This window comes from Mycobacterium sp. NGS54 (assembly GCF_059812465.1).
The window spans coordinates 506,346-532,625 of sequence record NZ_JCALCS010000004.1 but is presented as its reverse complement, the minus strand read 5'-3'; the positions used below and the strand labels follow the sequence as shown (position 1 = coordinate 532,625).

Annotated in this window: 25 protein-coding genes; 16 read left to right on the top strand and 9 right to left on the bottom strand. The window is 67.1% G+C overall.

Features of this window, described 5'->3' with window-relative positions; genetic code table 11:
* Window positions 1–20 precede the first annotated feature (20 nt).
* Genes AC5Y5E_RS15115 through AC5Y5E_RS15100 form a run of 4 tightly spaced genes read right to left on the bottom strand, consistent with a single transcriptional unit; the run spans window position 21 to window position 3,702 of the window.
* On the bottom strand, window positions 21–446 hold the full coding sequence (locus AC5Y5E_RS15115) for a nuclear transport factor 2 family protein (RefSeq protein ID WP_499903771.1): 426 nt from the start codon (window positions 444–446) through the stop codon (window positions 21–23).
* Window positions 443–1,636 carry a thiolase family protein gene (locus AC5Y5E_RS15110; RefSeq protein ID WP_499903770.1) on the bottom strand — a complete coding sequence of 398 codons (1,194 nt, stop codon included), beginning with the start codon at window positions 1,634–1,636 and terminating at the stop codon, window positions 443–445. Before AC5Y5E_RS15110 ends, AC5Y5E_RS15115 begins: the two co-directional genes overlap by 4 nt.
* Window positions 1,636–2,697, bottom strand: coding sequence for a thiolase family protein (locus AC5Y5E_RS15105; protein WP_499903769.1), 1,062 nt, complete (start codon window positions 2,695–2,697; stop codon window positions 1,636–1,638). The genes AC5Y5E_RS15110 and AC5Y5E_RS15105 overlap by 1 nt, the downstream gene beginning before the upstream one ends.
* Window positions 2,698–2,712: 15 nt before the next feature.
* Entirely contained in the window at window positions 2,713–3,702 is a 990-nt protein-coding gene (locus AC5Y5E_RS15100) for a Zn-ribbon domain-containing OB-fold protein (RefSeq protein ID WP_499903768.1), read from the bottom strand.
* A 64-nt stretch (window positions 3,703–3,766) separates the two neighbouring features.
* Between AC5Y5E_RS15100 and AC5Y5E_RS15095 the strand changes: the two genes are divergently transcribed.
* Genes AC5Y5E_RS15095 through AC5Y5E_RS15085 form a run of 3 tightly spaced genes read left to right on the top strand, consistent with a single transcriptional unit; the run spans window position 3,767 to window position 6,760 of the window.
* Complete coding sequence (locus tag AC5Y5E_RS15095; protein ID WP_499903767.1) at window positions 3,767–4,798, top strand: LLM class F420-dependent oxidoreductase; 1,032 nt, start codon at window positions 3,767–3,769, stop codon at window positions 4,796–4,798.
* Between the two features lie 43 nt (window positions 4,799–4,841).
* A complete protein-coding gene (locus AC5Y5E_RS15090; RefSeq protein WP_499903766.1) occupies window positions 4,842–5,558 on the top strand; it encodes an acetoacetate decarboxylase family protein in 717 nt (238 codons plus the stop codon).
* On the top strand, window positions 5,555–6,760 hold the full coding sequence (locus tag AC5Y5E_RS15085; protein WP_499903765.1) for a cytochrome P450: 1,206 nt from the start codon (window positions 5,555–5,557) through the stop codon (window positions 6,758–6,760). Before AC5Y5E_RS15090 ends, AC5Y5E_RS15085 begins: the two co-directional genes overlap by 4 nt.
* Before the next feature lie 83 nt (window positions 6,761–6,843).
* Here AC5Y5E_RS15085 and AC5Y5E_RS15080 read toward each other — a convergent pair whose 3' ends face one another.
* Entirely contained in the window at window positions 6,844–7,656 is an 813-nt protein-coding gene (locus AC5Y5E_RS15080) for a crotonase/enoyl-CoA hydratase family protein (protein ID WP_499881650.1), read from the bottom strand.
* Between the two features lie 64 nt (window positions 7,657–7,720).
* On the opposite strand from AC5Y5E_RS15080, the gene AC5Y5E_RS15075 reads away from it, so the two are divergent.
* From AC5Y5E_RS15075 to AC5Y5E_RS15060, 4 genes are read left to right on the top strand one after another with little or no spacing between them, the layout of a single operon-like run.
* Window positions 7,721–9,361: an acyl-CoA synthetase gene (locus AC5Y5E_RS15075; protein ID WP_499903764.1), complete on the top strand. Its 1,641-nt coding sequence runs from the start codon at window positions 7,721–7,723 to the stop codon at window positions 9,359–9,361.
* A gap of 14 nt (window positions 9,362–9,375) precedes the next feature.
* Window positions 9,376–10,143: a fructosamine kinase family protein gene (locus AC5Y5E_RS15070; RefSeq protein WP_499903763.1), complete on the top strand. Its 768-nt coding sequence runs from the start codon at window positions 9,376–9,378 to the stop codon at window positions 10,141–10,143.
* 23 nt (window positions 10,144–10,166) lie between these two features.
* Entirely contained in the window at window positions 10,167–10,991 is an 825-nt protein-coding gene (locus tag AC5Y5E_RS15065; protein ID WP_499903762.1) for an amidohydrolase family protein, read from the top strand.
* A complete protein-coding gene (locus tag AC5Y5E_RS15060; protein WP_499903761.1) occupies window positions 10,988–12,538 on the top strand; it encodes an acetolactate synthase large subunit in 1,551 nt (516 codons plus the stop codon). Before AC5Y5E_RS15065 ends, AC5Y5E_RS15060 begins: the two co-directional genes overlap by 4 nt.
* 73 nt (window positions 12,539–12,611) lie before the next feature.
* On the opposite strand, the gene AC5Y5E_RS15055 is transcribed toward AC5Y5E_RS15060, so the two are convergent.
* The 4 genes from AC5Y5E_RS15055 to AC5Y5E_RS15040 are packed head-to-tail and all read right to left on the bottom strand — an operon-like array spanning window position 12,612 to window position 17,163.
* Window positions 12,612–13,325: a serine hydrolase gene (locus AC5Y5E_RS15055; RefSeq protein WP_499903760.1), complete on the bottom strand. Its 714-nt coding sequence runs from the start codon at window positions 13,323–13,325 to the stop codon at window positions 12,612–12,614.
* A complete protein-coding gene (gene fadD17 / locus AC5Y5E_RS15050; protein ID WP_499903759.1) occupies window positions 13,307–14,815 on the bottom strand; it encodes a long-chain-fatty-acid--CoA ligase FadD17 in 1,509 nt (502 codons plus the stop codon). The genes AC5Y5E_RS15055 and fadD17 overlap by 19 nt, the downstream gene beginning before the upstream one ends.
* 41 nt (window positions 14,816–14,856) lie before the next feature.
* Window positions 14,857–15,954, bottom strand: a complete 1,098-nt coding sequence (locus AC5Y5E_RS15045; protein WP_499903758.1) for an acyl-CoA dehydrogenase family protein — start codon at window positions 15,952–15,954, stop codon at window positions 14,857–14,859.
* Window positions 15,955–15,981: 27 nt separating this feature from the next.
* Window positions 15,982–17,163: an acyl-CoA dehydrogenase gene (locus AC5Y5E_RS15040; RefSeq protein WP_499903757.1), complete on the bottom strand. Its 1,182-nt coding sequence runs from the start codon at window positions 17,161–17,163 to the stop codon at window positions 15,982–15,984.
* Between the two features lie 189 nt (window positions 17,164–17,352).
* Here AC5Y5E_RS15040 and AC5Y5E_RS15035 point away from each other — a divergent pair, with 189 nt between their 5' ends.
* The 9 genes from AC5Y5E_RS15035 (at window position 17,353) to AC5Y5E_RS14995 (ending at window position 26,275) form a co-directional block, all read left to right on the top strand.
* Window positions 17,353–17,544, top strand: a complete 192-nt coding sequence (locus tag AC5Y5E_RS15035; protein WP_499903756.1) for a ferredoxin — start codon at window positions 17,353–17,355, stop codon at window positions 17,542–17,544.
* 24 nt (window positions 17,545–17,568) lie between these two features.
* Window positions 17,569–18,483, top strand: a complete 915-nt coding sequence (locus tag AC5Y5E_RS15030; RefSeq protein ID WP_499903755.1) for a 3-oxoacyl-ACP reductase — start codon at window positions 17,569–17,571, stop codon at window positions 18,481–18,483.
* Window positions 18,484–18,721: 238 nt separating this feature from the next.
* Window positions 18,722–19,486 (top strand): MlaE family ABC transporter permease, encoded by a 765-nt coding sequence (locus AC5Y5E_RS15025; RefSeq protein WP_499881662.1) that lies wholly within the window; start codon window positions 18,722–18,724, stop codon window positions 19,484–19,486.
* A 16-nt stretch (window positions 19,487–19,502) separates the two neighbouring features.
* Complete coding sequence (locus AC5Y5E_RS15020; protein WP_067159662.1) at window positions 19,503–20,345, top strand: ABC transporter permease; 843 nt, start codon at window positions 19,503–19,505, stop codon at window positions 20,343–20,345.
* A 19-nt stretch (window positions 20,346–20,364) separates the two neighbouring features.
* Window positions 20,365–21,567 (top strand): MCE family protein, encoded by a 1,203-nt coding sequence (locus AC5Y5E_RS15015; protein ID WP_499903754.1) that lies wholly within the window; start codon window positions 20,365–20,367, stop codon window positions 21,565–21,567.
* The gene (locus AC5Y5E_RS15010; protein ID WP_499903753.1) at window positions 21,567–22,619 is read left to right on the top strand and encodes an MCE family protein; all 1,053 of its coding nucleotides are present in this window, start codon (window positions 21,567–21,569) and stop codon (window positions 22,617–22,619) included. The genes AC5Y5E_RS15015 and AC5Y5E_RS15010 overlap by 1 nt, the downstream gene beginning before the upstream one ends.
* Entirely contained in the window at window positions 22,609–23,673 is a 1,065-nt protein-coding gene (locus AC5Y5E_RS15005) for a virulence factor Mce family protein (RefSeq protein ID WP_499903752.1), read from the top strand. The genes AC5Y5E_RS15010 and AC5Y5E_RS15005 overlap by 11 nt, the downstream gene beginning before the upstream one ends.
* Window positions 23,670–25,112, top strand: coding sequence for a virulence factor Mce family protein (locus AC5Y5E_RS15000; protein WP_499903751.1), 1,443 nt, complete (start codon window positions 23,670–23,672; stop codon window positions 25,110–25,112). The genes AC5Y5E_RS15005 and AC5Y5E_RS15000 overlap by 4 nt, the downstream gene beginning before the upstream one ends.
* Window positions 25,109–26,275: a virulence factor Mce family protein gene (locus AC5Y5E_RS14995; protein WP_499903750.1), complete on the top strand. Its 1,167-nt coding sequence runs from the start codon at window positions 25,109–25,111 to the stop codon at window positions 26,273–26,275. The genes AC5Y5E_RS15000 and AC5Y5E_RS14995 overlap by 4 nt, the downstream gene beginning before the upstream one ends.
* Window positions 26,276–26,280 lie beyond the last annotated feature (5 nt).

Here is a 26,280-nt window from a genome sequence, read left to right as displayed (position 1 = left end):
CCGGGAAACGGGCCGGGGTTCTAGATGCGCCGCGTGCTGGCGGCGGCCTGGTCCATCTCCCAGTACGCGCGCAGGGCGACCAGCTTGCCCTCGTCGTTGGCCTTGTAGGTGAACACGCCTTCGGCGGTGACCTGGTAATCGCCCGTCGTGATGAGGATATGCCCGACGTTGGCTTCCTCGTTGCCGCATTGATAGGTGTCTTGGAAGACGAACTCGATCCTGTCGGTGGGGGCGATTGCCATGTCCCAGAACGCCGAGATCGCGTCATGTCCCCGGTGCCCCTTGCCCTCGGGGTCGAAAGCCGATGGCCCAATGGGGTCCTCGACGATCGCGTCGTCGGCGAACACCGCCAGCCACGCGTCCTTGTCCCTCGCCGCTACGGCATCGCGGGAGCGGCGACCGGCCTCGTGGGCGGGGTGCTTCTTGGTGCTCTCAATCGTGGTCATGCCGGGACCTTCCCGGGCTTGTCCGCGGCCACCACCCACATGGAGTAGTACTGCGAACCGCCACCGTAGGCGTGGCCCAACGCCTTTCGCGCGCCGGGAACCTGGTGATCGCCGCCCTTGCCCATCACCTGAATCGCGGACTCCGCGAAGCGAATCAGGCCCGACGCGCCGATCGGGTTCGACGACAGCACGCCGCCCGACGCGTTCACCGGCAGCCGCCCGCCGATCTTGGTCTCGCCCGCCTCGGTGAGTTTCCAGCCCTCGCCCTCGGGGGCAAACCCGAGGTTTTCCAGCCACATCGGCTCGAACCACGAGAATGGCACATAGATTTCGGCGCAGTCGATCTCGTCGATCGGGCTGGTGATGCCGGCCGCCTTCCACAGCGCGGCGGCCGCGTCGCGCCCGGCCTGCGGGCTGACCTGATCCCGGCCCGAGAACTGCAGCGGCTCGGTGCGCAACGCAGTGGCGTGGATCCACGCCACCGGATGCCCTTGCGCCACAAGGGAGTCGGCGATCTCCTCGTTGCCGATCACCATCGCCGCCGCGCCGTCGGAGGACGGACAGGTCTCGTCGTAGCGGATCGGGTCCCACAGCATGGGGGACTCCATCACCTTCTCGAGGGTGATGTCGGGCTGGTGCAGATGCGCCAGCGGGTTGCGGGCGCCGTTGAGCCGGTCCTTGACCGCGACCATGGCACCGATGTTCAACGGTGCACCCGAACGGCGGATGTAGGAGCGAACGTGGGGGGCGAAGTAACCACCCGCGCCAGCACCGACCGGCTTGATGAAGGGGATCGGAATGGACAACGCCCACATGGCATTTGATTCCGACTGCTTTTCCCAGGCCATCGCGAGCACGCGTCGGTACTTTCCGGACTGCACGAGGCTGGCGGCGACGATGGCGGTGGATCCGCCGACTGACCCCGCGGTATGCACCCGGATCATCGGCTTGCCGGTGGCCCCCATGGCGTCGGCCATGAACAGCTCGGGCATCATGACGCCCTCGAAGAAGTCCGGCGCCTTGCCGACCACGACCGCGTCGATGTCATCGAAGGTCGAACCGGAGTCTTCCAGCGCGCGGTCGATCGCCTCGCGCACCAAGCCGTTCATCGAGACGTCTTTGCGCTTGGCGACATACTTCGTCTGCCCGGTACCGAGTACCGCGGCGAGGTGTGCCCCTGCACCGGCCATCAGCTCTTTCCTTCCATGACCGCGACCAGGTTCTGTTGCAGGGCGGGTCCGCTGGTTGCGTGCGCCAGCACCCGCCCGGCCGAACCGTTCCAGATGTGTTGTGCGGCAAAGCCGATTCGTTCCAGCCCGGCGACGAACATGGGGTTGGCCGCCAGTGCCCCGCCGGACGGATTGACCTTCGTCGTCCCGGCAAGCCCGATGGCTTCGGCCAGAATCAGATGCTGGTGGGTGAAGGGCGCATGAATCTCGGCGACGTCGACCGAGGAGTTGCCGCCGCCGGCCGCCTTGGCCGAAACCGCCGTCGACGGCGACTGCGTCAGGTCGCGAGCACCCAGGACGGGGGTTTCGATGCGATGCTCGATTCCCGTTATCCAGGCGGGATTTTCGCGAAGTTCGCGCGCCCGCCCGTCGGCGGCGAGCACGATGGCCGCGGCGCCGTCGGTGATGGGCGCGATGTCGTGCCGGCGCAGCGGGTCGTTGAAGAACGGCCGGGCAAGCAGTTCGTCGATGCTCTTGGCCGGCTTCTCCGAGTCATTGCGTTCGGCGTACGCAAACGAGTCGAGCGCGACTTGGGCCATCTGTTCGGGCGTCCATTTGCCGGAGTCGAGCCCGAGACGGGCCTGTAATCCCGCCATCGACACCGAATCCGGCCACAGCGGCGCCACCGTGTAGGGGTCGGTCTGCCGAGACAGGATTTGCCGCAGTATCCCCGCCGACGACTTGCCGAAGCCGTACACCAGGGCGGTGTCGACCTCACCGGTGAGGATCTTGATGTAGGCCTCGTACAGCGCCCAGGCCGCATCCATCTCGACGTGCGACTCGTTGATCGGGGGGACGGCGCCGATGGAGTCGATCGCCGAGATGAACGAGAATGCCCGTCCGGCAAGGTAATCGGACGATCCCGAGCACCAGAATCCGATGTCGGCCTGGCTGATGCCGAGCTCCTCGTAGAGCTGGGCGAAGCACGGCATCAACATCTCGACGCCGTTGGTGGTGCCGTCGGTGCGGCGGACGTGCGGGGCATGGGCAAAGCCGACGACCGCAACGTTGCGAGCGCTCATGTGCAGCTGGGTCCTTTACAGGTGGTGCTTGTAGGTGTCGTACTCGGCGTCGGGCTCCCCGGTCGGCCGGAAGTACTCGATGTTGTCGATGCCAAATCCCCACTCGTCGCGGGGTTTCCACACCGCCTCGACGCGCATGCCCATCCGCACCTCGTGCGCGTCGATGTCGGCGACCAGATGCAGGAAGGGGATGTCGGCGCCGTCGAGCAGCACATAGGCCGCCACGTAGGGCGGCTTGATGCGCTGGCCCTGGAACGGGATGTTGATGATCGCGAACGTCGTCACCGTGCCCTTGTCGGGCAGCTCGACGAAATCGGTGGTCGGCAGGCCGGTGGCCGGGTCCGCGCCGTGCGGCGGGAAATAGACCTTGCCCTTCTCGCCGGTTTTCGCCCCCAGCAGCTTGCCTTCCGCGATGGCGCGTAGGTAGGCGCTCTCCTCGTGCGAGGCGGTGTGCTGAATCGTCAGCGAGATCGGCGTGACGATCATGGTGACCGGGTCCTGGTCGCTGGCGGGCCCTTCGGGCTCGGCGTCCTCACCCAACGCGAAGTAGGCGATGTCGGTGATGGCACCCACCGTCTCGTCGGCCCAGTGCACGTGCACCCGGGTCCCGGTCTGGATGGCGCCGGGTTCGCCCGCATCGACGGCGTGGATCAGCGGCGTATCCGCGCCGTCCAGCTTGATCAGCGCCCAGGCGAAGGGCCGGTCCAGCGGCTGGCCCTCCAGCGGCTCGGGTTGCCACGTCCAGGACACGACGGTGCCGACGCTCGACACCGGTACCATCTCGCCCAGCGGGTCATAGGTAACCGGGTCATATTCCGCCGGCGGGACATGCACCCGGCCATCCGATCCGCGCACCCCGAGAATGCGGCGGTCACGCAACGCGGTGAAGAACTTGCTCAGCGTGGCGCCCACCGAACGGGTGTAGTCGAATGACAACGTCAGTGGCGCGGAGAGCGGTGGCTCGGGATGATCCATCAGGGTCGGGCTGCTCGAACTGGCTGTCACGACATCGAGTAGAACAGGTTCTAAGAATCGTTTCAACACTGGGTCGGCTGGAAAGGCGGAGGCCATGAAGCTGGGGTTGCAGCTGGGGTATTGGGGCGCTCAGCCGCCGGAGAACCACGCGGAACTCGTCGTCGCGGCCGAGGAGGCCGGATTCGACGCGGTGTTCACCGCCGAGGCGTGGGGATCCGACGCCTACACGCCGCTGGCCTGGTACGGATCGTCGACGTCGCGGGTGCGGCTGGGCACATCCGTGATCCAGTTGTCCGCGCGGACGCCGACGGCCTGCGCGATGGCCGCGCTGACGCTCGACCACCTGTCCGGGGGGCGGCACATTCTCGGGCTGGGCGTGTCCGGCCCGCAGGTGGTTGAGGGCTGGTACGGCCAGCGATTCCCCAAGCCGCTGGCGCGCACCCGCGAGTACATCGACATCCTGCGGCAGGTGTGGGCCCGGGAGAAGCCGGTGACCAGCGACGGCCCCCACTACCCGCTGCCGCTGACGGGTCCCGATACGACCGGGCTGGGCAAGCCGCTCAAGCCCATCACCCATCCGCTGCGCGCCGACATCCCGATCATGCTGGGCGCCGAGGGCCCCAAGAACGTCGCGCTGGCGGGCGAGATCTGCGACGGCTGGCTGCCGATCTTCTACACGCCGCGGATGGCCGACACCTACAACGAATGGCTCGACGAGGGCTTCGCCCGGCCGGGCGCGCGCCGCTCCCGCGAGGACTTCGAAATCTGCGCGACGGCCACGATCGTCATCACCGATGACCGCAGCGCCGCCTTTGCGGCCATGAAGCCGTATCTGTCCCTGTACATGGGCGGCATGGGCGCGGAGGACACCAATTTCCACGCCGACGTCTACCGCCGGATGGGCTACTCCGACGTCGTCGACGACGTCACCAAGCTCTTCCGCAGCAACCAAAAAGACAAGGCCGCCGAGATCATTCCGGACGAGCTCGTCGACGACGCCGCGATCGTCGGCGATCTGGACTACGTGCGTAAGCAGGTCAAGGTCTGGGAGGCCGCTGGCGTGACGATGATGGTCGTGAACGGCCGCAATGCCGAGCAGATCCGCGAGCTGGCGACGCTGATTTGAGCGGGTATTGCCGGACGAATAGAACGCGTTCTAGATTGGCCCGATGACAGCCTCGCAACACACGATCGCCGGCACCGTACTCACCATGCCGGTGCGGATCCGCCTGGCAAATCAGCACATGGCGATGTTCTCGGTGGACGCCGACGCCGCCCAGCGCATGATCGACTACAGCGGCCTGAAGGTGTGCCGGTACCTGCCCGGGCGCACGGTTGTCGTCCTGATGCTGATGCACTACATCGACGGCGACCTAGGCCAGTACTACGAATTCGGCACCAGCGTGATGGTCAACCCGCCGGGGTCGGACGCGCGTGGGCCGCGCGCTTTGGGGGACGCCGGCGCCTTCATCCACCACCTGCCCGTCGACCAGCCGTTCACGCTGGAGGCCGGGACCAAGATCTGGGGTTACCCGAAGGTCATGGCGGACTTCACCGTTCGAGACGGCCGTGATTTCGGATTCGACTGCACCGTTGACGGGCAACTGGTCATCGACATGGAATTCCGCCGGGGCCTGCCGTTTTCGCTGACCCCGCGCCAGCAGGCGCAGCGCACCTACTCGCACCGCGACGGCGTCACGCGCGAGACCTCTTTCGAACACACACTGGACGGCGTGCGCACCCGATTCGGCGGGGTGCGCGTCCGGCTGGGCGATCACCCCTACGCGAAAGAGTTGGCGTCGCTGGGCCTTCCGAAGCGCGCGATGCTGTCCAGCTCGGTCGACAACGTGCAGATGACCTTCGGCGATGCTCAGGAGATCTCATGACAGTGACTTCAGTGACCAGACCCGATGTGGATCTGACCGACGGCACCTTCTATGCCGGCGAATCCCACTCCGTCTACCGCTGGATGCGGGAGAACGAGCCGGTCTTTCGGGACCGCAACGGGCTGGCCGCCGCGTCGACCTACCAGGCCGTTATCGATGCCGAGCGCAACCCCGAATTGTTCTCGAATGCCGGCGGCATCCGGCCCGACCAAGACGGCGTCGAGATGATGATCGAGATGGACGATCCGCAACATCTGTTGCGCCGCAAGCTCGTCAACTCCGGCTTCACCCGCAAGCGCGTGAAAGACCAGGAGTCCAAGATCCTTTCGCTGTGCGACACGCTGATCGACGCGGTTTGCCAACGCGGCGAGTGCGACTTCGTCTGGGACCTGGCCGCGCCGCTACCAATGGCGGTCATCGGCGACATGCTCGGTGTGCTTCCGGAGGAACGCGAGATGTTCCTCAAGTGGTCCGACGACCTGGTCGGCGCCTTGAGCAGCACCGCGGCCGAAGCGGATATCCAGGTCACGATGGATGCCTTCGCCGCCTACAGCGAATACATGATGGGGATGATCGCGGCGCGCAAGTCAGAGCCGACGGACGATCTGGTCAGCGTCCTGGTGCACGCGGAGGTCGAGGGATCGCGCCTGGAGGACCACCAGATCGTCACCGAGGTGCTGCTGCTCCTCATCGGCGGCGACGAGACCACCCGGCACACGCTGTCCGGCGGCACCCGGCAGCTGCTGTTGCACCCCGATCAGCACCGGCGGTTGGTCGACGATCTGGGGCTGCTGCCCAACGCGATCGAAGAGATGCTGCGCTGGACCGCTCCGGTGAAAAACATGGCCCGCACCATCACCGCCGACACCGAATTCCACGGCACGGCGCTGCGCCAAGGCGAAAAGATGATCCTGCTGTTCGAGTCGGCGAACTTCGACGAGAAGGTCTTCGAGGACCCGGAGAGCTTCAACATCGAGCGCTACCCGAACAACCACCTGGCGTTCGGCTTCGGGACGCACTTCTGCCTTGGCAACCAGCTCGCGCGCCTCGAGCTGTCGATCATGCAGGCGCGGCTGCTGCAGCGCCTTCCGGACCTGCGGCTGGCTTCGCCGGACGCCGCGTTGCCGTTGCGGCCGGCGAATTTCGTGTCCGGTCTCGAGAAGATGCCGGTTGCGTTCACGCCCAGCGCGCCGCTGGGCTAAGGGGCTTCACCCTCGCGAGCAGACGCAAACTCGCACGATTTGGCGCGAAAAAGTGCGATTCTGCGTCTGCTCGCGGGGAGGCGCTAGCGGTTCTGGAAGTTGGGCTTGCGCTTCTCGGCGAACGCCCGCGGCCCTTCCTTGGCGTCGTCGGACAGGAACACCTTGATGCCGATCTGGGTGTCGATCTTGAACGCGTCGTTCTCGTGCAATCCCTCGGTCTCGCGGATCGCCCGCAGGATCGCCTGCACGGCGAGCGGGCCGTTGTTCTCGATGATCTCCGCGATCTCCAGCGCCTTGGTCAGCGCCTGCCCGTCCGGGACGACGTGGCCGATCAGGCCCATCTCCTTGGCCTCCGCGGCGGTGATGTGCCGTCCGGTCAGCAGCAGGTCGCAGGCGACCGTGTAGGGGATCTGGCGCACCAGCCGCACCGCCGACCCGCCCATCGGATAGAGGCTCCACTTGGCCTCGGAGATGCCGAACTTGGCGCTCTCACCGGCGACCCGGATGTCGGTGCCCTGCAGGATCTCGGTGCCGCCCGCGATCGCGGGTCCCTCGACGGCCGCGATCAGCGGCTTGGTCAGCCGGCGGCCCTTGAGCAAGGCGTCAATCCGTGACGGGTCGTAGCTGCCGTCCTTGAACGAGTCGCCCGGCGGTTTCTTGGTCGCCGTCTTCAGATCCATGCCCGCGCAGAAGTAGCCACCGGCCCCCGTCAGGATGCAGCACCGGATGTCGTCGTCGTTGTCGACGCGGTCCCAGGCCTGCACCATGATTTCCATCATTTCGGTGCTCAGCGCGTTGCGGGCGTGCGGCCGGTTCAACGTGACGATCAGGGTGTGACCGCGCTGTTCGACGAGCGCGTCGGGACCCGTTTGTTCGTTTGCTGGAGCCTCGGCCACGGCTGGTGCCTTTCCGTCGACGTTGGGGGTGAGCTTGTCAAGAAATGTAACACGTTCTAATTTGGTGGCCGTGGCCCTGAATATTGCCGACCTTGCCGAGCACGCCATCGACGCTGTGCCTGACCGTGTTGCCCTCATCTCCGGCGACGAGAAGCTGACCTACGCCCAGCTGGAAGAGAAGGCCAACCGCTTCGCCCACTACCTGATCGACCAGGGCGTCAAGAAGGACGACAAGGTCGGACTGTACTGCCGCAACCGCATCGAGATCGTCATCGCGATGCTCGGCATCGTCAAGGCCGGCGCCATCATCGTCAACGTCAACTACCGCTACGTCGAGGGCGAGCTGCGCTACCTGTTCGACAACTCCGACATGGTCGCGCTGGTGCACGAGCGCCAGTATTCCGACCGGGTCGCCAACGTGCTGCCGGACACCCCGAACGTGAAGACGATCCTCGTCGTCGAGGACGGCAGCGACAACGACTACAAGCGCTACGGCGGCGTCGAGTTCTACTCGGCGATCGCGCAGGGCTCGCCGGAGCGCGACTTCGGTGAGCGCAGCGCCGACGACATCTACCTGCTGTACACCGGCGGCACCACCGGATTCCCCAAAGGCGTGATGTGGCGTCACGAGGACGTCTACCGGGTGCTGCTCGGTGGGACCGACTTCGCCACAGGCGAATTCGTCAAGGACGAATACGATCTGGCCAAGGGCGCGGCCGCCAACCCGCCGATGATCAACTATCCGGTTCCGCCGATGATCCACGGCGCCACCCAGTCGGCCACCTGGAGGTCGATCTTCTCGGGCCAAACCACCGTGCTGGCACCGGAATTCAACGCCGACGAGGTCTGGCGCACGATCCACGATCACAAGGTGAACATGCTGTTCTTCACGGGCGACGCGATGGCCCGGCCGTTGCTCGACGCGCTCGACAAGAAAAACGACTACGACCTGTCGTCGCTGTTCATGCTGGGCAGCACCGCGGCGTTGTTCTCGCCGAGCATCAAGGAGAAGCTGCTGGAGCTGCTGCCGAACCGGATCATCACCGACTCGATCGGTTCCTCCGAGACCGGGTTCGGCGGCACCAGCATTGTCGCCAAGGGAGCGCCGCACAGCGGCGGCCCGCGCGTGACCATCGACCACCGCACCGTGGTGCTCGACGAGGACGGCAACGAGGTGAAGCCGGGGTCCGGCGTGCGCGGCTTCATCGCCAAGAAGGGCAACATCCCCGTCGGCTACTACAAGGACGAGAAGAAGACGGCCGAAACCTTCAGGACCATCAACGGTGTTCGCTACGCGATCCCGGGGGACTGGGCCCTGGTCGAGGAGGACGGCTCGGTCACCATGCTTGGCCGCGGCTCGGTGTCGATCAACAGCGGCGGCGAGAAGATCTACCCCGAGGAGGTCGAGGCGGCCCTGAAGGGTCACCCCGATGTTTTCGACGCCCTCGTGGTCGGCGTGCCGGACCCGCGTTACGGCCAGCACGTGGCCGCCGTCGTGCAGGCCCGGCCCGGGTGCCGGCCGTCGCTGGCGGAGCTGGACAGCTTCGTGCGCTCCGAGATCGCGGGATACAAAGTACCGCGCAGCCTTTGGCTGGTCGACGAGGTCAAGCGTTCGCCCGCGGGCAAGCCCGACTACCGCTGGGCCAAGGAGCAGACCGAGGCCCGCCCCGCCGACGACGTGCATGCGAGCCACGTGACGACCTGATGCGCACCTAGCGCGTGGCCGACTTCGTCAAGCAGCACCCGGACGCGCCCGCCGGTTACTTCGCCTGGGAGGCAGCGGGTTTGCGGTGGCTTGGCGGCGTCGGCGGCGGCGTGCCGTGCGCGCAGGTGTTGTCCGTCGACGCGACGAGCCTGACCCTGCGGCGGCTTGAATCCGTGCGCCCGACCGCCCAGGCTGCGGACGCGTTCGGCGCCCAATTGGCCATCACTCACGACGCGGGCGCCCCCGCATTCGGCGCGGGTCCCGACGGCTGGGACGGGACCGGGTTCTTCGGGCCGCTGTCGCAGCCGCTGCCGATGTCGCTGCGACAGCATCGACGGTGGGGCGATTTCTACGCCGACGAGCGGCTGGCCCCGATGGCCGAATTGGCCGCGCCGCGGCTGGATGCTTCGACCCGTGCCACGATCGGCGCGGTCGCCGAGCGCTGCCGTGCCGGCGACTACGACGACGACGACCGGCCGGCCCGGCTGCACGGAGATCTGTGGGGCGGCAACGTGATGTGGACACCCGACGGGGTGGTGCTGGTCGACCCGGCCGCACACGCCGGCCATCGCGAGACCGACCTGGCGATGCTGGCGCTGTTCGGCTGCCCCCACTACGACGTCATCCTGGCCGGTTACCAGCGGGTCCGCCCGCTGCGGCCCGGCTGGCGCGGCCGCATCGGGCTGCGCCAGCTCTACCCGCTGCTGGCGCACGTGGTGCTGTTCGGCGGCGGGCACGCGGCGCGGACGGGAGCCGCCGCCCGCGCCGCGCTGGCCGCTTGACCGGCGGTCTATGTTGGAGCGCGATGACGATCGATGTCTGGATGCAGCATCCGACGCAACGGTTTCTGCGCAGCGACATGTTGGCCTCGCTGCGGCGCTGGACCGGGGGAGCGATCCCCGACACCGACATCCCGATCGAGGCGACGCTGGCGGCGATGGATGCCGCCGACGTCGGCTTCGCCCTGCTGAGTGCCTGGCGCGGTCCGAATGGTCAGGACCTGGTTTCCAACGAGGAGGTCGCGGGATGGGTGGGCTCGCATCCCAACCGTTTCGCCGGACTGGCGGCGGTGGACCTCGATCGCCCGATGGAGGCGGTCCGCGAGTTGCGGCGGCGCGTGCAGGACGGATTCGTGGGCCTGCGGGTGGTGCCGTGGCTCTGGAACGCACCGCCCACCGACCGTCGCTATTACCCGCTGTTCGCCGAATGCGTGGAGTCCGGCGTGCCGTTCTGCACCCAGGTCGGGCATACCGGCCCGCTGCGGCCGTCGGAGACCGGGCGACCGATTCCTTACATCGACCAGGTGGCCCTCGACTTTCCCGAGCTGGTCATCGTCTGCGGCCACGTCGGCTATCCGTGGACCGAGGAGATGGTCGCCGTCGCCCGTAAGCACGAGAACGTCTACATCGACACCTCGGCCTACACCATCAAACGGCTGCCCGAGGAGCTCATCAGATTCATGAAAACCGGTACTGGGCAACGCAAAGTCCTGTTCGGCACCAACTACCCGATGATCAATCCCACACACGCTCTGGCCGGACTGGATGAGCTCGGGCTCGGCGATGACGGCCGCCGAGACTTCTTGCGCGGCAACGCGGAACGCGTTTTCAGATTGGAGGCAAGCAGGTGAACGGCGCGCAGGCCCTGATCAACACGCTGGTCGACGGTGGCGTCGACGTATGCTTCGCCAACCCGGGCACCTCGGAGATGCACTTCGTGGCCGCGCTCGACACCGTCCCCGAAATGCGGGGCGTGCTGGCCCTTTTCGAGGGCGTGGCCACGGGCGCGGCGGACGGCTATGCGCGCATGGCCGATCGGCCGGCCGCGGTGCTGCTGCATTTGGGTCCCGGCCTGGGTAACGGACTTGCCAACCTGCACAACGCGCGCCGCGCCCGGGTGCCCATGGTCGTGGTCGTCGGCGATCACGCCACCTATCACAAGAAGTACGACGCCCCACTGGAATCCGACATCGACGCGCTGGCGGGCAGCGTTTCGGGGTGGCTTCGCCGCACCGAGCGGAGCGCCGACGTCGCGTCGGATGCCGCCGAGGCGATCACCGCCAGCCGGTCTAGCTCGCAGGTCTCGACTTTGATCTTGCCCGCCGACGTGTCCTGGTCCGACGGCGCGCAGCCCGCGCGGACACCGTCCGTCGAGCCGCCGCGAGCCGATCCCGCCCTGGCGTCGGAGGTGCTCGATGTTCTGCGGTCGGGGGAGCCCGCGGTGCTCATGATCGGCGGCGACGCCACGCGGGGGCCCGGGCTGGCCGCCGCGGCGCGCATCGCCCAGGCGACCGGGGCCCGGTTGTTGTGCGAGACGTTCCCGACCCGGCTGGAGCGCGGCGCGGGCGTCCCCGCCGTCGAGCGGCTGGCGTATTTCGCCGAGGCGGCCAGCGCCCAGCTCGACGGCGCGAAGCATCTGGTGCTGGCGGGCGCCAAGTCGCCGGTCTCGTTCTTCGCGTATCCGGGCATGCCGAGCGACCTGGTGCCGGCTGGCTGCCAGGTGCACGCGCTCGCCGAATACAGCGGCGCCGCAACCGCTCTGGCGGCATTGGCCGACCAGCTTGCCCCGGGCACGGTCGCGCCGCTGGCCCCGGCCTCGCGCCCGCAGCTGCCGACGGGAGCCCTGACGTCCGCGTCGGCCGCGGACGTGATCGGGGCGCTGCTGCCCGAGCGTGCGATCGTCGTCGACGAGTCGAACACGTCCGGTCTGTTGCTGCCGGCGGCCACCGCCGGTGCGCCGGCGCACGATTGGCTGACGCTGACCGGCGGGGCGATCGGCTACGGAATTCCCGCCGCGGTGGGCGCCGCGGTGGCCGCCCCCGATCGTCCCGTGCTGTGCCTGGAATCCGATGGTTCTGCGCTGTACACGATTTCGGGCCTGTGGACCCAGGCTCGCGAGCACCTGAACGTGACGACCGTGGTCTACGACAACAGCGCGTACGACATCCTGCGGATCGAACTGCAACGCGTCGGCGCCGGCTCGGCGCCCGGTCCCAAGGCCTTGGATCTGCTCGACTTGTCGCGTCCCACAATGGATTTCGTAAAGATCTCCGAGGGCCTTGGGGTTCCCGCCCGTCGCGTCAGCACCGCCGAGGAACTCGCCGACGCCCTGCGCGCGGCCTTCGCCGAACCCGGGCCGCACCTCATCGACGCCGTGGTGCCCTCGCTGACCAGTTAGCCGGGCAGCTATTGAGCATTTCCCGGAAATGCCGGGATTTCACCAAGGGTGCTCGATCACCAGTTAATTCGCGTTACCGCCCCGCTAGCGCGGGAAGCTGGCCGACGAGCCAGTCGGTCATCGTGTCCAAAGCGTCCACCCCGGCCTCGAACGCGTGGGCCTGGGCCGCGAGCGCCACACCCACCTCTCCTGAATCCGTTGACAGAAGGCCGAATTGCCGGACCAGGTAGTCGCCGCGCACGCCTGGCCCCCAGCCCCCTTTGGCGGCAGCGCCTTTGGCAGCCAGTCCCCACCGCTGGGACGGGGTGAGGCGGCGCATCAGGCCGGTCACGGTGGCCGCGTCGGGGATATTCGGAAGCTGGGCGGCAAAGCGCGCCTGCCGGCGCAGCGTCCACTGGGTCTGCCCAAATGCGGTGTAGCCGCGGCGAAGTCGTCGCGATTCGACCACGGTATCCGCGTCGCCGCATTCGTTGACTATGGCCCGCACCTGTTGCGCGGCTCGCGCCGGCTCGCCCAGCTGGGACCACAACAGCTCCGACGCGTGGTTATCGGATTCCGTGATGGCCTTGACGACCAGATCCCGGGCGCGCCCCGGATCGTCGCGCAGGGCCGCAATCGCCAACGGTACCTTGATGGTTGACCACGCGACGCCCGACGACCATCGGCCCAGCGAATACACCTCGGCAACGGCCGGGCGAGCGATCGCGATGCCGATGGTCGCCGGCACCGTGGCGGCCAGCTTCTCGAAGCTCGCTTCAATCGCGGGCGTTACCGGCGAATCGGCCACACCGGATCACCGCAGTCCACACCCTGCGCCGACAACTGCCGCTTGAGCACTTTGAAGGTGACCGTCCGCGGCAGCTCCTCGCTCACCCGCACATACGACGGCCATTGCTTGGGGCCAAGGTCGGGCTGCCCGGCGAGGAAAGCCCGGAACTTTTCCGGATCGAACTCGACGCCGGCCGCCATGACCACCGCCGCCATCACCTGATCACCGACGACCGGATCGGGCACCGCGTACACCGCGACCTCGGTGGCGTCGGGGTAGCGCAGCAGCACTCGCTCGATCGGGGCGGCGCCCAGGTTCTCGCCGTCCACCCGCATCCAATCGCCAAGCCGTCCAGCGAAATACGCGTAGCCGGCCTCGTCGCGGTAACCCAGATCGCCGCTGTGGTAGATGCCGTCGGCCATCCGCTGCGCCTCGGCGGCCTCGTCGTTGTAGTAGCCCTCGAAACGGCCCGGCCCCGTGGTGTTGACGATCTCGCCGACCACCCCGACGGGGCACGATTGGCCGGTGTCGGGGTCGACGATGTCGACGCCGTCGGGCAGTGGGCCCAGTGCGCCCGCCGGGGTGTCGGGCGTGCGGGCGATCGCCACCCCGCCCTCGGTCGAGCCGAACCCGTCCTGCACGACGCACCCGAACCTGCGGGCGAAGCGTTCGATGTCGCCGGGCACGCCCTCGTTGCCGTAGACGGCGCGCAGGGGGTTGTCCGCGTCGTCGGGCCGCTCCGGCGTGGCGAGCACGTACGACAGCGGCTTGCCGACGTAGTTGGCGTAGGTGGCGCCGTAGCGGCGCACGTCCGGCAGGAACCCGGACGCGGAGAACTTGCGCCGCAACGCCATCGAGCCCTGGCACGCCGCGGCCACCGCCCAGCCGACCAGCACGGCATTCGAGTGAAACAACGGCATCGACACGTAGCAGACGTCGTCGCGCCCGAGACCGAAGCGCTGCGTCATCGTCACGCCGGCGATGGCGACCTTGCCGTGGCTGCACTTCACCGCCTTGGGCTCCCCGCTGGTGCCCGAGGTGAAGATCAGCATGAACAGGTCCGCCGCGGACGCCGACTGAAAACGGGGCTCCGCGTGGCGATGCGCGTCCAGCTCGGACGCCCACGCGGCGGAATCGACGTCGACATGGTCGATATCGCCCAGCGGCGCGGCCGATCTCGAATCGGCCAGTACCACTTGGCACTCGGCGTGGGCGATATCGCGGGCCAGCGCCTCACCGCGGCGCACCGGGTTGAGCCCGACCGGCACGATGCCGGACATCCCCGCCGCCACCAGCATCGCCGAGAAGAACGGGGTGTTCTCCAGCAACACGCCGACGTGCGGCGGCTTGGCCGGGTCGAGGCGCTGGCGCAACGCGGCCGCGATAGTGGCGCCGTGCCGGAGGTGGTCACGCCAGCTGACGAACGAATCCTCGAAATAGATGCCCCGGTCCTCGATTTCGGCCAGCGGGACCAGGAGTTTGGTGACGGTCGGGTCGGCAGGAATCACGAAGCCCATTCAAGACCCCGCCTGCTCCACCGCCGCCGCTCTCAGGCCGGCGTTTCCGCCAGTTCGCGGCCGATCCGGCGCAACTGCCCGGTGGCACCGTGCAGGGCGAATTCGATTTCCTTGGCGGCCAGGAAGTAACGGTGCACCGGGTGATCGGTGTCGACGCCGACGCCACCGTGGATGTGCACGATGCTGTGCGCCACCCGGTGTCCCGCATCGGCGGCCCAGAACGCCGCGCTGGCCACATCGATCTCGGCGGGCATGTCTTCCGCCACGCGCCACGCCGCCTGGGTGAGCGTCAGCCGCAAACCCTTGACGTCGATGTAGCCGTCGGCCAGCCGCTGGCCGACCGCCTGGAAGCTGCCGATCGGGCGGTCGAACTGCTCGCGGGTGCGGGCGTATTCGGCCGTCATTTGCAGGCCCCGCTCGAGCACCCCGAGCTGAAAGGCGCTGCGCCCCAAGGTCATCAGCGTGTCGAGCCACGCGGTGACGACCCCGTCGCCGACGATCCGCCCGGCGTCCACCTGCGTCCCGTCCAGGGCCAGGTGCCCGACGCTGCCCCGCCCGGTGGTCTGCAGGGCCGTCACCGTGACCCCGGGGTCGTCGGCCGCGACCAGGAAAACGGCCGCCCCGGAATCGGTTTCGGCCGGAACCAAGAAGGCGTCGGCGACGGGCCCGAAGGCGATCTGGGTGCGCGTACCGGTCAGCCGGTAGCCCGCACCGGCGCTGACCGCTTGCACCGGCCCCTCACCCATCTCGCCGTCGAGCGCGACGGTGAGGATCTTTTCGCCCCGCACCGCCGGCGCGCCCCAGGCCTGCTGCAGGTCCTCGGAGCCGAACCGGGCCAGCGCCCCGGCGCCCAGCACCACCGACTCCAGGTAGGGCACCGCGGCCAGCTGGTGACCCAGCGCCACCAAGATGGCGACCTGCTCGAGCACGCCGAAGCCGTCGCCGCCCAGTGCGGCGGGCGCCGCGCTGGTCAGGATGTCGGACTCGACCAGCTTGCCCCACAGCGTGCGGTCGAATCGTTGCTCGAGGCCGTCCAGCTCCCGTTGGTGCTGGGGCGTGCACACCGCGTCCACGATGGTGTCGACCAACCCGCCGAGGTCCTGTGCCGCTTCTGTCGTCGTGAAGTCCATGAATTCTCGTCCTTATATATAGGAAGCTCAGCGGTTGGCCCGGGGCAGGCCCAGCGCGACCATCCCGATGATGTCGCGCTGCACTTCGTTGGTGCCGCCGCCGAAGGTCAGGATCAGGCACGCGCGGTGCATCCGCTCGACCCGGCTGCGCAGCAACGAGCCCGGCGAATCCTGGCGGACCGTCGCCGCGGTGCCGAGCACCTCCATCAGCAGCCGGTACGCCTCAGTGGCCAGCTCGGTCCCGTAGACCTTGGCCGCCGACGCGTCCGCGGGGTTCAACGCTTCGCTGGACGCCGAGGCCAGCTCCCAGTTGATCAACTTGAGCACCTCGGCCTTGGCGTGCACCCGGGCCAGATTCAGCTGCACCCATTCGGAGTCGATGAGCCGGGCCCCGCCGGCGTCCTTGGTGTTCTGCGCCCACTCGCGAACCTCGCGCAGCGCCAGGAAGATCGGTTGCGGCGACACCAGCGCGACCCGCTCGTGGTTGAGCTGGTTGGTCACCAGCTTCCACCCGCCGTTCTCCTCGCCGATCAGGTTGGTCACGGGCACCCGCACGTCGGAGTAATACGTGGCGCTGGTGTCCACACCGGCCATGGTGTGTACCGGTGTCCAGGAGAAGCCCTCGGCGGTGGTCGGCACGGTCAGCATCGAGATGCCGCGGTGCTTCTTGGCCTCCGGGTTGGTGCGCACCGCCAGCCAGACCCAGTCCGCGTAGGCGATGAGGCTGGTCCACATCTTCTGGCCGTTGATCACGTAGTCGTCGCCGTCGCGGACGGCGGTGGTGCGCAGGTTCGCCAGGTCGGTTCCGGCGCCGGGCTCGGAGTAACCGATCGAGAAGTGCAGTTCGCCGGCCGCGATCTTGGGCAGGAAGAACTTCTTCTGCTCCTCGGTGCCGAAGGCCATGATCGTCGGCGCCACGCTGTTGATCGTCAGGAACGGCACCGGCACGCCGGCGATGGCGGCCTCGTCGGTGAAGATCAGCGAGTCCATCGGCGAGCGGTCCTGGCCGCCGTACTCCTTGGGCCAGTTCAAGGTGAGCCACCCGTCCTTGCCCATCTGCGCGACGGTGTCGCGATATGCATTTCCGGTCCCGACCTCGCCCTCGGTCGACGTCAGCGCCGCGCGGCGCTCCGGGGTCATCAGCGTGGTGAAGTACGACCGCAGCTCGCGACGCAGCTCCTCCTGTTCAGGGGTGTAACTGATGCGCATTCCAGCCGTCCTTTGGTTAACGTGACACGCGTAGCTTGACCAACGGCTACCCGTTCGCCTCCCCGGTTGTAACACGTTCTAGTCTGGGAATCCAGCGACCGTTTCGCCTGGCGCACCGGGGCCCTATGGTGGACCTACCAACCGATAGGGCGTGTGCTCGGGTCGAAGGCCAATCTCAAGGAGGGTGCCGTGCGGGTGATCGTGGATCGTGACCGGTGTGAAGGGAACGCGGTGTGCTTGGGAATCGCACCCGACCTCTTCGATCTGGACGATGAAGACTATGCCGTCGTAAAGCTCGATCCGATCCCGCCCGACCGGGAGCAGCTGGCCGAACAGGCGATCGCCGAATGCCCCCGCGCCGCGCTCCTGCGCGAAGACTGACCACAGACTAGAGGTATTCATAAATTGACTAGCAGCACAAACGCGACCGATCTATCCGGAAAGGTCGCGGTGGTAACCGGCGCGGCCGCGGGCCTGGGACGCGCCGAGGCGCTCGGCTTGGCCGGGCTCGGTGCCACCGTCGTCGTCAACGACATCGCGGCCGCGCTGGACGCCTCCGACGTCATCGACGAGATCAACTCGTCGGGCGCCAAGGCCGTCGCGGTGGCCGGGGACATTAGCCAGCGCGCGACCGCCGACGAGCTGGTTGCCACGGCCGACGGGCTGGGTGGCCTGGACATCGTCGTGAACAACGCCGGGATCACCCGCGACCGGATGCTGTTCAACATGTCCGACGAGGAATGGGACCTCGTCATCGCGGTTCACCTGCGCGGCCACTTCCTGCTGACCCGCAACGCCGCCACCTACTGGCGCGCCAAGGCCAAGGACGCGGGCGGACAGATTTTCGGCAGGATCGTCAACACCGCGTCGGAAGCCGGGCTGGTGGGGCCGGTGGGCCAGGCCAACTACGGCGCGGCCAAGGCGGGCATCATCTCGCTCACCCTGACGGCCGCGCGGGCGCTGGGACGCTACGGGGTGTGCGCGAACGCGATCTGCCCGCGGGCGCGCACGGCGATGACGGCCGACGTCTTCGGCGAGGCACCCGAGGTGGAGCAGGGCGGCATCGACCCGCTCTCGCCCGAGCACGTGGTGAGCCTGGTCAAGTTCCTGTCATCGCCCGCTGCCGCGGAAGTCAACGGGCAGGTGTTCATTGTCTACGGGCCGCAGGTGACGCTGGTCGCCGCACCGACGGCGGAGCACAGATTCAAGGCCGACGGGGCGGCCTGGGAGCCCGGCCAGCTCAGTGGCGCGCTCGAGGAATACTTTGCTGGACGCGATCCGGAGCGGAACTTTTCCGCGGTCAACCTCATGGAGCAATGACCGTGGTAAACGCATTTTATGGGGGGAAATCGGCGAGTAGAACACGTGTCAGATTGAACCGGCGGCAATACCTCTGACCTGGACAAATTAACGGTTCGGATACGGAAATGCTGTTCATTGACACGGTCCACTTTCTCTGAGTTAATATGATCCGGCTTACACCGAGCCGCATGCGACCGAAGACAACGTTAAGGCGATACACAGGCTTCGCCGCGAGCAGCAGAGGGGGGTGGCCGAGTTGAGAGAACAACTTGCCGTCCCCGCCCGCGCGATCGGCGGGTTCTTCGAGATGATGATCGACACCGGCCGTGAGACTTTCAGACGGCCGTTTCAATTTGGCGAGTTCCTCGAACAGACCTGGATGATTGCCCGGGTGTCGCTGGTACCGACGCTGCTGGTGTCGATCCCGTTCACGGTGCTGGTCGCGTTCACCCTCAACATCCTGTTGCGCGAGATCGGCGCGGCCGACTTGTCCGGCGCCGGAACCGCTTTCGGCACCGTCACCCAGCTGGGTCCGGTGGTGACGGTGCTCGTCGTCGCCGGCGCGGGCGCCACCGCGATCTGTGCCGACCTGGGTGCCCGCACCATCCGCGAAGAGATCGACGCGATGCGGGTGCTGGGCATCGACCCGGTCCACCGGCTGGTGGTGCCAAGGGTTTTGGCGTCCACGGTGGTCGCGCTGCTCCTCAACGGCCTGGTGTGCGCCATCGGCCTGTCCGGCGGCTACGTGTTTTCCGTCTTTCTCCAGGGCGTCAACCCCGGCGCGTTCATCAACGGCCTGACCGTGCTGACCGGCCTGCGCGAACTGGTGCTCGCCGAAGTCAAGGCGCTGCTGTTCGGCGTGATGGCCGGCCTGGTCGGGTGCTACCGGGGCCTGACCGTCAAGGGCGGTCCCAAGGGGGTCGGGAACGCCGTCAACGAAACCGTCGTCTACGCGTTCATCTGCCTGTTCGTCATCAACGTGGTCATGACCGCCATCGGCGTGCGGATTTCGGCCAAGTGAGGCGGGGGAACACCCGATGAGCTACGACGCCACCCTCCGGTTTCGCCGTTTCATGTCGCGGCTGCAGGGGCCCATCGACGACTTCGGCGAGCAGGCGTTGTTCTACGGCAAGACGGTGCGTTACGTGCCGCAAGCGCTCACCCAATACCGGAAGGAGACGATCCGGAACGTCGCCGAAATGACGCTGGGCGCAGGGGCTCTGGTCATGATCGGCGGCACGGTCGGCGTCGCGGCCTTCCTGACCCTGGCCTCCGGCGGCGTCATCGCCGTGCAGGGGTATTCGTCGCTGGGCAACATCGGCATCGAGGCACTGACGGGCTTCCTCTCGGCGTTCCTCAACGTCCGCGTGGTCGCCCCGGTGATCGCGGGCATCGCGCTGGCGGCCACCATCGGAGCCGGCGCCACCGCGCAATTGGGCGCCATGCGGGTGTCCGAGGAGATCGATGCCGTCGAATGCATGGCCGTGCAGTCGGTGTCCTACCTGGTGTCGACCCGGCTGATCGCCGGCCTGATCGCGATCATTCCGCTCTATTCGCTGTCGGTGCTCGCCGCGTTCTTCGCCGCCCGATTCACCACGGTGTACATCAACGGGCAGTCCAAGGGCCTGTACGACCACTACTTCAACACCTTCCTCATACCGTCGGACCTGCTGTGGTCGTTCCTGCAGGCCATCGTGATGGCCATTGCGGTCATGCTGGTGCACACCTACTACGGCTACAACGCCAGCGGCGGCCCGGTCGGCGTCGGCGTCGCGGTCGGCCAGGCCGTGCGTACCTCGCTGATCGTCGTGGTCGTCATCACTTTGTTCATCTCGCTCGCCGTGTACGGCGCGTCCGGTAACTTCAACCTCTCCGGGTGAAGGGAGCTCTCGAAAAGACATGGCGGAAGGCGCATCACGACGCTCATCGGTTCGGCTGGCAGCGGCGCTGCTGGCCGGCGTGATCGTTGCCTTCGCCGCCCTCACTTACCTCTCGTACACGGCGGCGTTCGCCTCGACCGACACCGTCACCGTCTCGGCGCCGCGGGCGGGCCTGGTGATGGACAAGGGTGCCAAGGTCAAGTACCGCGGCATCCAGATCGGCAAGGTCACCAGCATCGACTACTCCGGTGACCAGGCGCGGCTGACGCTGGCCATCAGCAGCGACCAGATGCACTTCGTCCCCTCCAACGCGACGGTGCACATCGCGGGCAACACCATCTTCGGTGCCAAGTCCGTCGAATTCGTTCCGCCCCAAGCCCCTTCGCCGACGTCGCTGCGCCCGGACGCGCACGTGGAGGCCTCGGCGGTGGCGCTCGAGGTCAACACCCTGTTCCAATCGCTCATCGACCTGCTGCACAAGATCGACCCGGTGGAGCTGAACGGAACGCTGAGCGCCCTGTCCGAAGGGCTGCGTAGCCACGGCGACGACTTCGGATCGCTGCTCGCAGGGCTGAACACGCTGGCGCGCCAGGCGAATCCGAAGCTGCCAGCCCTGCAGGAGGACTTCCGCAAGGCCGGGATCGTGACCAACACCTACGCCGACGCCGCCCCCGACCTGAACACCGTCTTCGACAACCTGCCGACGATCAACCGGACGGTCGTCGACAAACAGAAGGACCTCAACGACACGCTGCTCGCGGCAATCGGCCTGGCCAACAACGCCTACGAGACGCTGGAACCCGCCGAGCAGAACTTCATCGACGCCATCAACAGGTTGCGCGCACCGATCAAGGTGGCCCACGACTACTCGCCCGAATTCGGCTGCTTCTTCGCCGGTGTCGAGCGCGGCATCAAGGAATTCGCCCCTCTGCTCGGTGTGCGCAAGGCGGGCCTGTTCACGTCGTCCAGCTTCGTCCTGGGCGCGCCCTCGTACACGTATCCGGAATCCCTGCCGATCGTCAACGCCTCCGGGGGTCCGAACTGCCGCGGACTGCCCGACATCCCGACCAAGCAGACCGGTGGGTCGTTCTACCGGGCGCCGTTCCTGGTCACCGATAACGCCAACATCCCGTACGAGCCGTTCACCGAGCTGCAGTTCGACGCGCCCTCCACCCTGCAGTTCCTGTTCCACGGCGCCTTCGCGGAACGGGACGACTCCTGATGGTGGCCAAGGGAATGCCGTCGCACCGGTCGATGCTGATCAAGGTCGCCATCTTCGCGGTGGCCATGGTGTTGGTGAGTGCGTCGCTGGTGGTGGTTTTCGGCGACTTCCGGTTCGGGCCCGAAAGTACCTACCACGCAACGTTCACCGATGTGTCGAAGCTGAAGGCCGGCCAGAAGGTTCGGATCGCCGGCGTGCCGGTCGGCGCGGTGTCGGGCGTGAAGCTCAACCACGACAACACGATCGACGTGAAGTTCGGAGTGGACAGCCGCTACACGTTGTATTCGTCGACGCGCGCGGTGATCCGATACGAAAATCTGGTCGGCGACCGCTATTTGGAGATCACGTCGGGCCCGGGGGAGCTGCGTAAGCTGCCGCCGGGCGGCACGATCAACTCTCAACACACCCAGCCCGCACTGGACCTCGACGCACTGCTGGGCGGGCTGCGGCCGCTGGTCAAGGGCCTGGACGCTGACAAGGTCAACACCATAAGTAGCGCGGTCATCCAGTTGTTGCAGGGCCAGGGCGGGGCGTTGTCCAACGTGCTGGCCGACACGAGCGCGTTCTCGTCGGCGCTGGGCCAGCGCGACCAGCTGATCGGCGACGCGATCACCAACCTCAACACCGTGTTGGGCACCGTCGACCAGAAGAGCGCGCAATTCTCGGCCAGCGTCGACCAGCTGCAGCAGTTGATCACCGGGCTGGCCAAGAACAAGGACGCGGTCGCGGGGGCCATCCCGCCGCTGGCGTCGACAACTACGGACTTGACTGAGCTGCTGAAGAATTCGCGTCGGCCGCTGCAGGGCATCATCGAGAACACCCGTCCCCTGGCCACCGAGTTGGACAACCGCAAGGCCGAGGTGAACAACGATGTCGAGCAACTCGGCGAGGACTACCTGCGGCTGGCGGCGCTCGGTGCTTACGGTTCGTTCTTCAACATCTATTTCTGCTCGGTGACGATCAAGATCAATGGCCCGGCCGGCGGCGACATCCTGATACCGTTCGGCGGCCCGGTCGATCCCAGCAAGGGAAGGTGCGCTTTTGTCAAGTAACGCAAGGCGCGAACGCGACCCGCTGCGCACCGGCATCTTCGGTGTGGTGTTGGTGGTTTGCGTGGTGCTCATCGCCTTCGGGTACTCGAACCTGCCGTTCTTTCCGCAGGGCAAGATGTACGACGCCTTCTTCACCGACGCGGGCGGGATCAACCCGGGCAACGCCGTTTACGTGTCCGGCTTCAAGGTGGGCAAGGTGGCCTCCGTGGGTCTGGCCGGCGACAGCGCCAAGGTGACGTTCTCCGTCGACCGGCACATCACCGTCGGTGACCAGTCGCTGGCCGCGATCCGCACCGACAGCATCCTCGGTGAGCGTTCCATCTCGGTGACCCCGGCCGGCAACGGCAAGGCGACCACCATCCCGCTGAGCCGCACGACGACGCCGTACACGCTCGCCGGCGCCCTCGAGGACTTGGGCGGCAACGCCAACAACCTGAACAAGCCGCAGTTCGAGCAGGCCTTGAACGTGCTCACCGATACGCTGCACGACGCCACGCCGGAACTGCGCGGCGCGCTGGACGGCGTGACGTCGTTGTCCCGCACGCTTAATCGGCGCGACGAGGCGCTGCAAGGCCTGCTGGCACACGCGAAGTCGGTGACGGGGGTGCTGTCGCAACGCGCCGACCAGGTCAACAAGCTGGTGGACGACGGCAACCAGTTGTTCGCCGCGCTCGACGAGCGGCGCGCCGCGATCGGTGAGCTGATCTCCGGCATCGGCGGTCTCTCCCAGCAGATTTCCGGCTTCGTTGCCGACAACCGCAAGGAGTTCGGCCCCGCGCTGAGCAAGCTCAACCTGGTGCTCGCCAACCTCAACGAGCGCCGCGACTACATCACCGAGGCGCTCAAGCGGCTGCCCACCTACGCCACCGAGCTGGGTGAGGTCGTCGGCTCCGGTCCCGGGTTCAACGTCAATGTTTTCGGTGTGATCCCGGCGCCGTTGGTCGCGACGATGTTCGACTTTTTCTACCAGCCGGGCAAGCTGCCGGCCAGCCTGGCCGACTACCTGCGCGGGCTGATTCAAGAACGCTGGATCATCAGGCCGAAATCGCCATGACGAACCGGATCGCGGGCAGCAGGGGGCTGCGTTACGGCATCATCATCGCGCTGGTTGCGATGCTGGTGGGTGGCGTGTATGTGCTGTCGTCGCAAGGCAATAGCCGGACCGTCATCGGCTACTTCACCTCCGCCGTCGGTCTCTATCCGGGCGACCAGGTCCGCGTTTTGGGCGTGCCGGTCGGTTCGATCGACACGATCGAGCCGCGGCCGTCCGACGTGAAGATCGTCATGTCGGTGACCAAGGACGTGAAGATCCCCAAAGATGCCCGGGCCGTCATCATTTCGCCGAACCTGGTGTCGGCGCGGTTCATTCAGCTCACCCCGGCGTACACCGGCGGGGCGGTGCTGCCCGACGGCGGCAGCATCGACCTGAACCGCACCGGGGTGCCGGTGGAATGGGACGAGGTGAAGGAGTCCCTGACGCAGCTGGCCGTTCAGCTGGGCCCGACGACGGGATCGATGCAGGGGCCCCTGGGCAGGGCGATCAATCAGGCCGCCGACACCCTCGACGGCAAGGGCGAGTCGTTCCACAATGCGCTGCGCGAGCTGTCGCAAGTCGCCGGGCGGCTGGGGGATTCGCGTAGCGACCTCTTCGGCACGGTCAAGAACCTGCAGGTGCTGGTGGACGCGCTGTCGGCGAGCAACGAACAGATCGTGCAGTTTGCCGGGAACGTGGCCTCGGTGTCGCAGGTGCTCGCCGACAGCTCGCGGCATCTGGATAACACCCTGGGCACGCTCAACCAGGCGCTCTCGGACATCCGGGGATTCCTGCACGAGAACAATTCGACGATCATCGATACGGTCAACAACCTCAACGACTTTGCGCAGACGTTGAACGACCAGAGCGACAACATCGAGCAGGTGTTGCACGTGGCCGGCCCGGGTATCGCCAACTTCTACAACATCTACGACCCGGCGCAGGGCACCCTGAACGGTTTGTTGTCGATCCCCGAATTCGCCAACCCCGTGCAATTCATCTGCGGTGGCTCCTTCGAGACCGCCGGCGGGCCGCGGGCGCCCGACTACTACCGGCGCGCCGAGATCTGCCGCGAGCGGCTGGGCCCGGTGCTGCGCCGGCTCGCCGTGAACTACCCGCCGGTCATGTTCCACCCGCTGAACACGATCACCGCGTACAAGGGCCAGATCATCTACGACACCCCGGAAACCCAGGCGAAGGCGGCCACCCCGATTCCGCAGCTGACCTGGATTCCGGCCCAGGGCGTACACCTGCCCCCGGCCGCCCAGAACCCCGCGGATCTGCAGGCCCTGCTGGTCCCGACGGCCCCGCAAACCGCTGCGGGCGCCCCGCCGCCGGCCGGCCTCAGCTCGGGTCCGGCGCCGGGGCCCGGCCCCGGCAATGCCTATGGTCCGCTGCCCGGCCCCCCGCCGGGCCAGGCGCCGAGCGCGCCGCCGGCCGATCAGGGCGGTGGCGGATGAGGCGAATCTGGTTGCGCGGCACCGTGTTAGCCGCGGGCGGCGCGCTGCTGGCCGGTTGCCAATTCAACGGCCTGAACTCCCTGTCGATGCCGGGCACGGCCGGCCACGGCAGCGGGGCGTATTCGATCACCGTCGAGATGCCCGACGTGGCGACGCTGCCGCAGAACTCGCCGGTGATGGTCGACGAGGTCACCGTCGGCAGCGTCGCGGGCATTTCGGCCGAGCAGCGTTCCGATGGATCCTTCTACGCCGCGGTGAAGCTGGCGCTGAACAAGAACGTGGTGTTGCCGGCCAACGCGACCGCGACGGTGGCCCAGACGTCATTGCTGGGTTCGATGCACATCGACCTGGCACGCCCCAAGGACAAGCCGCCGACCGGGCGGCTCAAGGATGGCTCCAGGATCACCGAGGCCAACACGGGCCGCTACCCGACCACGGAAGAAGTCCTCTCGGCGTTGGGTGTCGTCGTCAACAAGGGCAATCTCGGTGCGCTGGAAGACATTACCGACGAGACCTATCAGGCCTTCGCCGGCAGACAGGACCAGTTCGCCGACCTGATCCCCCGGCTCGCCGAATTGACGGCGGGGCTCAACCGGCAGACCAATGACATCATCGACGCGGTCGACGGGCTGAACCGATTCTCCGCGACCCTGGCGCGTGACAAGGACAACCTGGGCCGGGCGCTGGACACGCTGCCCGAGGCCCTCCGGGTGCTGAACAAGAACCGGGACCACATCGTCGAAGCGTTCGGCGCGCTCAAGAAGCTGGCAACGGTGACCTCGCACATCCTGGCAAAAACCAAGGTGGACTTCGCCGAAGACCTCAAGGGCCTGTACTCGGTCGTCAAGGCCCTCAGCGACAACCGCAAGAACTTCGTCACGTCGCTGCAGATCCTGCTGACGTTCCCCTTCCCCAACTTCGGCATCAAGCAGTCGGTGCGCGGCGACTACCTCAACGTGTTCACCACCTTCGACCTGACCCTGCGCCGGATCGGTGAGACGTTCTTCACCACCTCCTATGCGCTCGACCCGAACATGATGCACATGAGCGAGGTTCTCAACCCGCCCGACTTCCTGACCGGCGAGATGGCAAACCTGTCCGGGCAGGCGGCCGACCCGTTCAAGATTCCGCCCGCCACGTCTTCGGGCACTGAGGGGCGGTAGGGCGG

Bases quoted from the DNA above. Each gene is read 5' to 3' on its own strand.
- AC5Y5E_RS15115 (WP_499903771.1), bottom strand. From the start codon at position 446: ATGACCACGATTGAGAGCACCAAGAAGCACCCCGCCCACGAGGCCGGT.
- AC5Y5E_RS15110 (WP_499903770.1), bottom strand. From the start codon at position 1,636: ATGGCCGGTGCAGGGGCACACCTCGCCGCGGTACTCGGTACCGGGCAG.
- AC5Y5E_RS15105 (WP_499903769.1), bottom strand. From the start codon at position 2,697: ATGAGCGCTCGCAACGTTGCGGTCGTCGGCTTTGCCCATGCCCCGCAC.
- AC5Y5E_RS15095 (WP_499903767.1), top strand. From the start codon at position 3,767: ATGAAGCTGGGGTTGCAGCTGGGGTATTGGGGCGCTCAGCCGCCGGAG.
- AC5Y5E_RS15090 (WP_499903766.1), top strand. From the start codon at position 4,842: ATGACAGCCTCGCAACACACGATCGCCGGCACCGTACTCACCATGCCG.
- AC5Y5E_RS15085 (WP_499903765.1), top strand. From the start codon at position 5,555: ATGACAGTGACTTCAGTGACCAGACCCGATGTGGATCTGACCGACGGC.
- AC5Y5E_RS15065 (WP_499903762.1), top strand. From the start codon at position 10,167: ATGACGATCGATGTCTGGATGCAGCATCCGACGCAACGGTTTCTGCGC.
- AC5Y5E_RS15045 (WP_499903758.1), bottom strand. From the start codon at position 15,954: ATGGACTTCACGACGACAGAAGCGGCACAGGACCTCGGCGGGTTGGTC.
- AC5Y5E_RS15040 (WP_499903757.1), bottom strand. From the start codon at position 17,163: ATGCGCATCAGTTACACCCCTGAACAGGAGGAGCTGCGTCGCGAGCTG.
- AC5Y5E_RS15020 (WP_067159662.1), top strand. From the start codon at position 19,503: ATGAGCTACGACGCCACCCTCCGGTTTCGCCGTTTCATGTCGCGGCTG.
- AC5Y5E_RS15015 (WP_499903754.1), top strand. From the start codon at position 20,365: ATGGCGGAAGGCGCATCACGACGCTCATCGGTTCGGCTGGCAGCGGCG.
- AC5Y5E_RS15010 (WP_499903753.1), top strand. From the start codon at position 21,567: ATGGTGGCCAAGGGAATGCCGTCGCACCGGTCGATGCTGATCAAGGTC.
- AC5Y5E_RS15000 (WP_499903751.1), top strand. From the start codon at position 23,670: ATGACGAACCGGATCGCGGGCAGCAGGGGGCTGCGTTACGGCATCATC.
- AC5Y5E_RS14995 (WP_499903750.1), top strand. From the start codon at position 25,109: ATGAGGCGAATCTGGTTGCGCGGCACCGTGTTAGCCGCGGGCGGCGCG.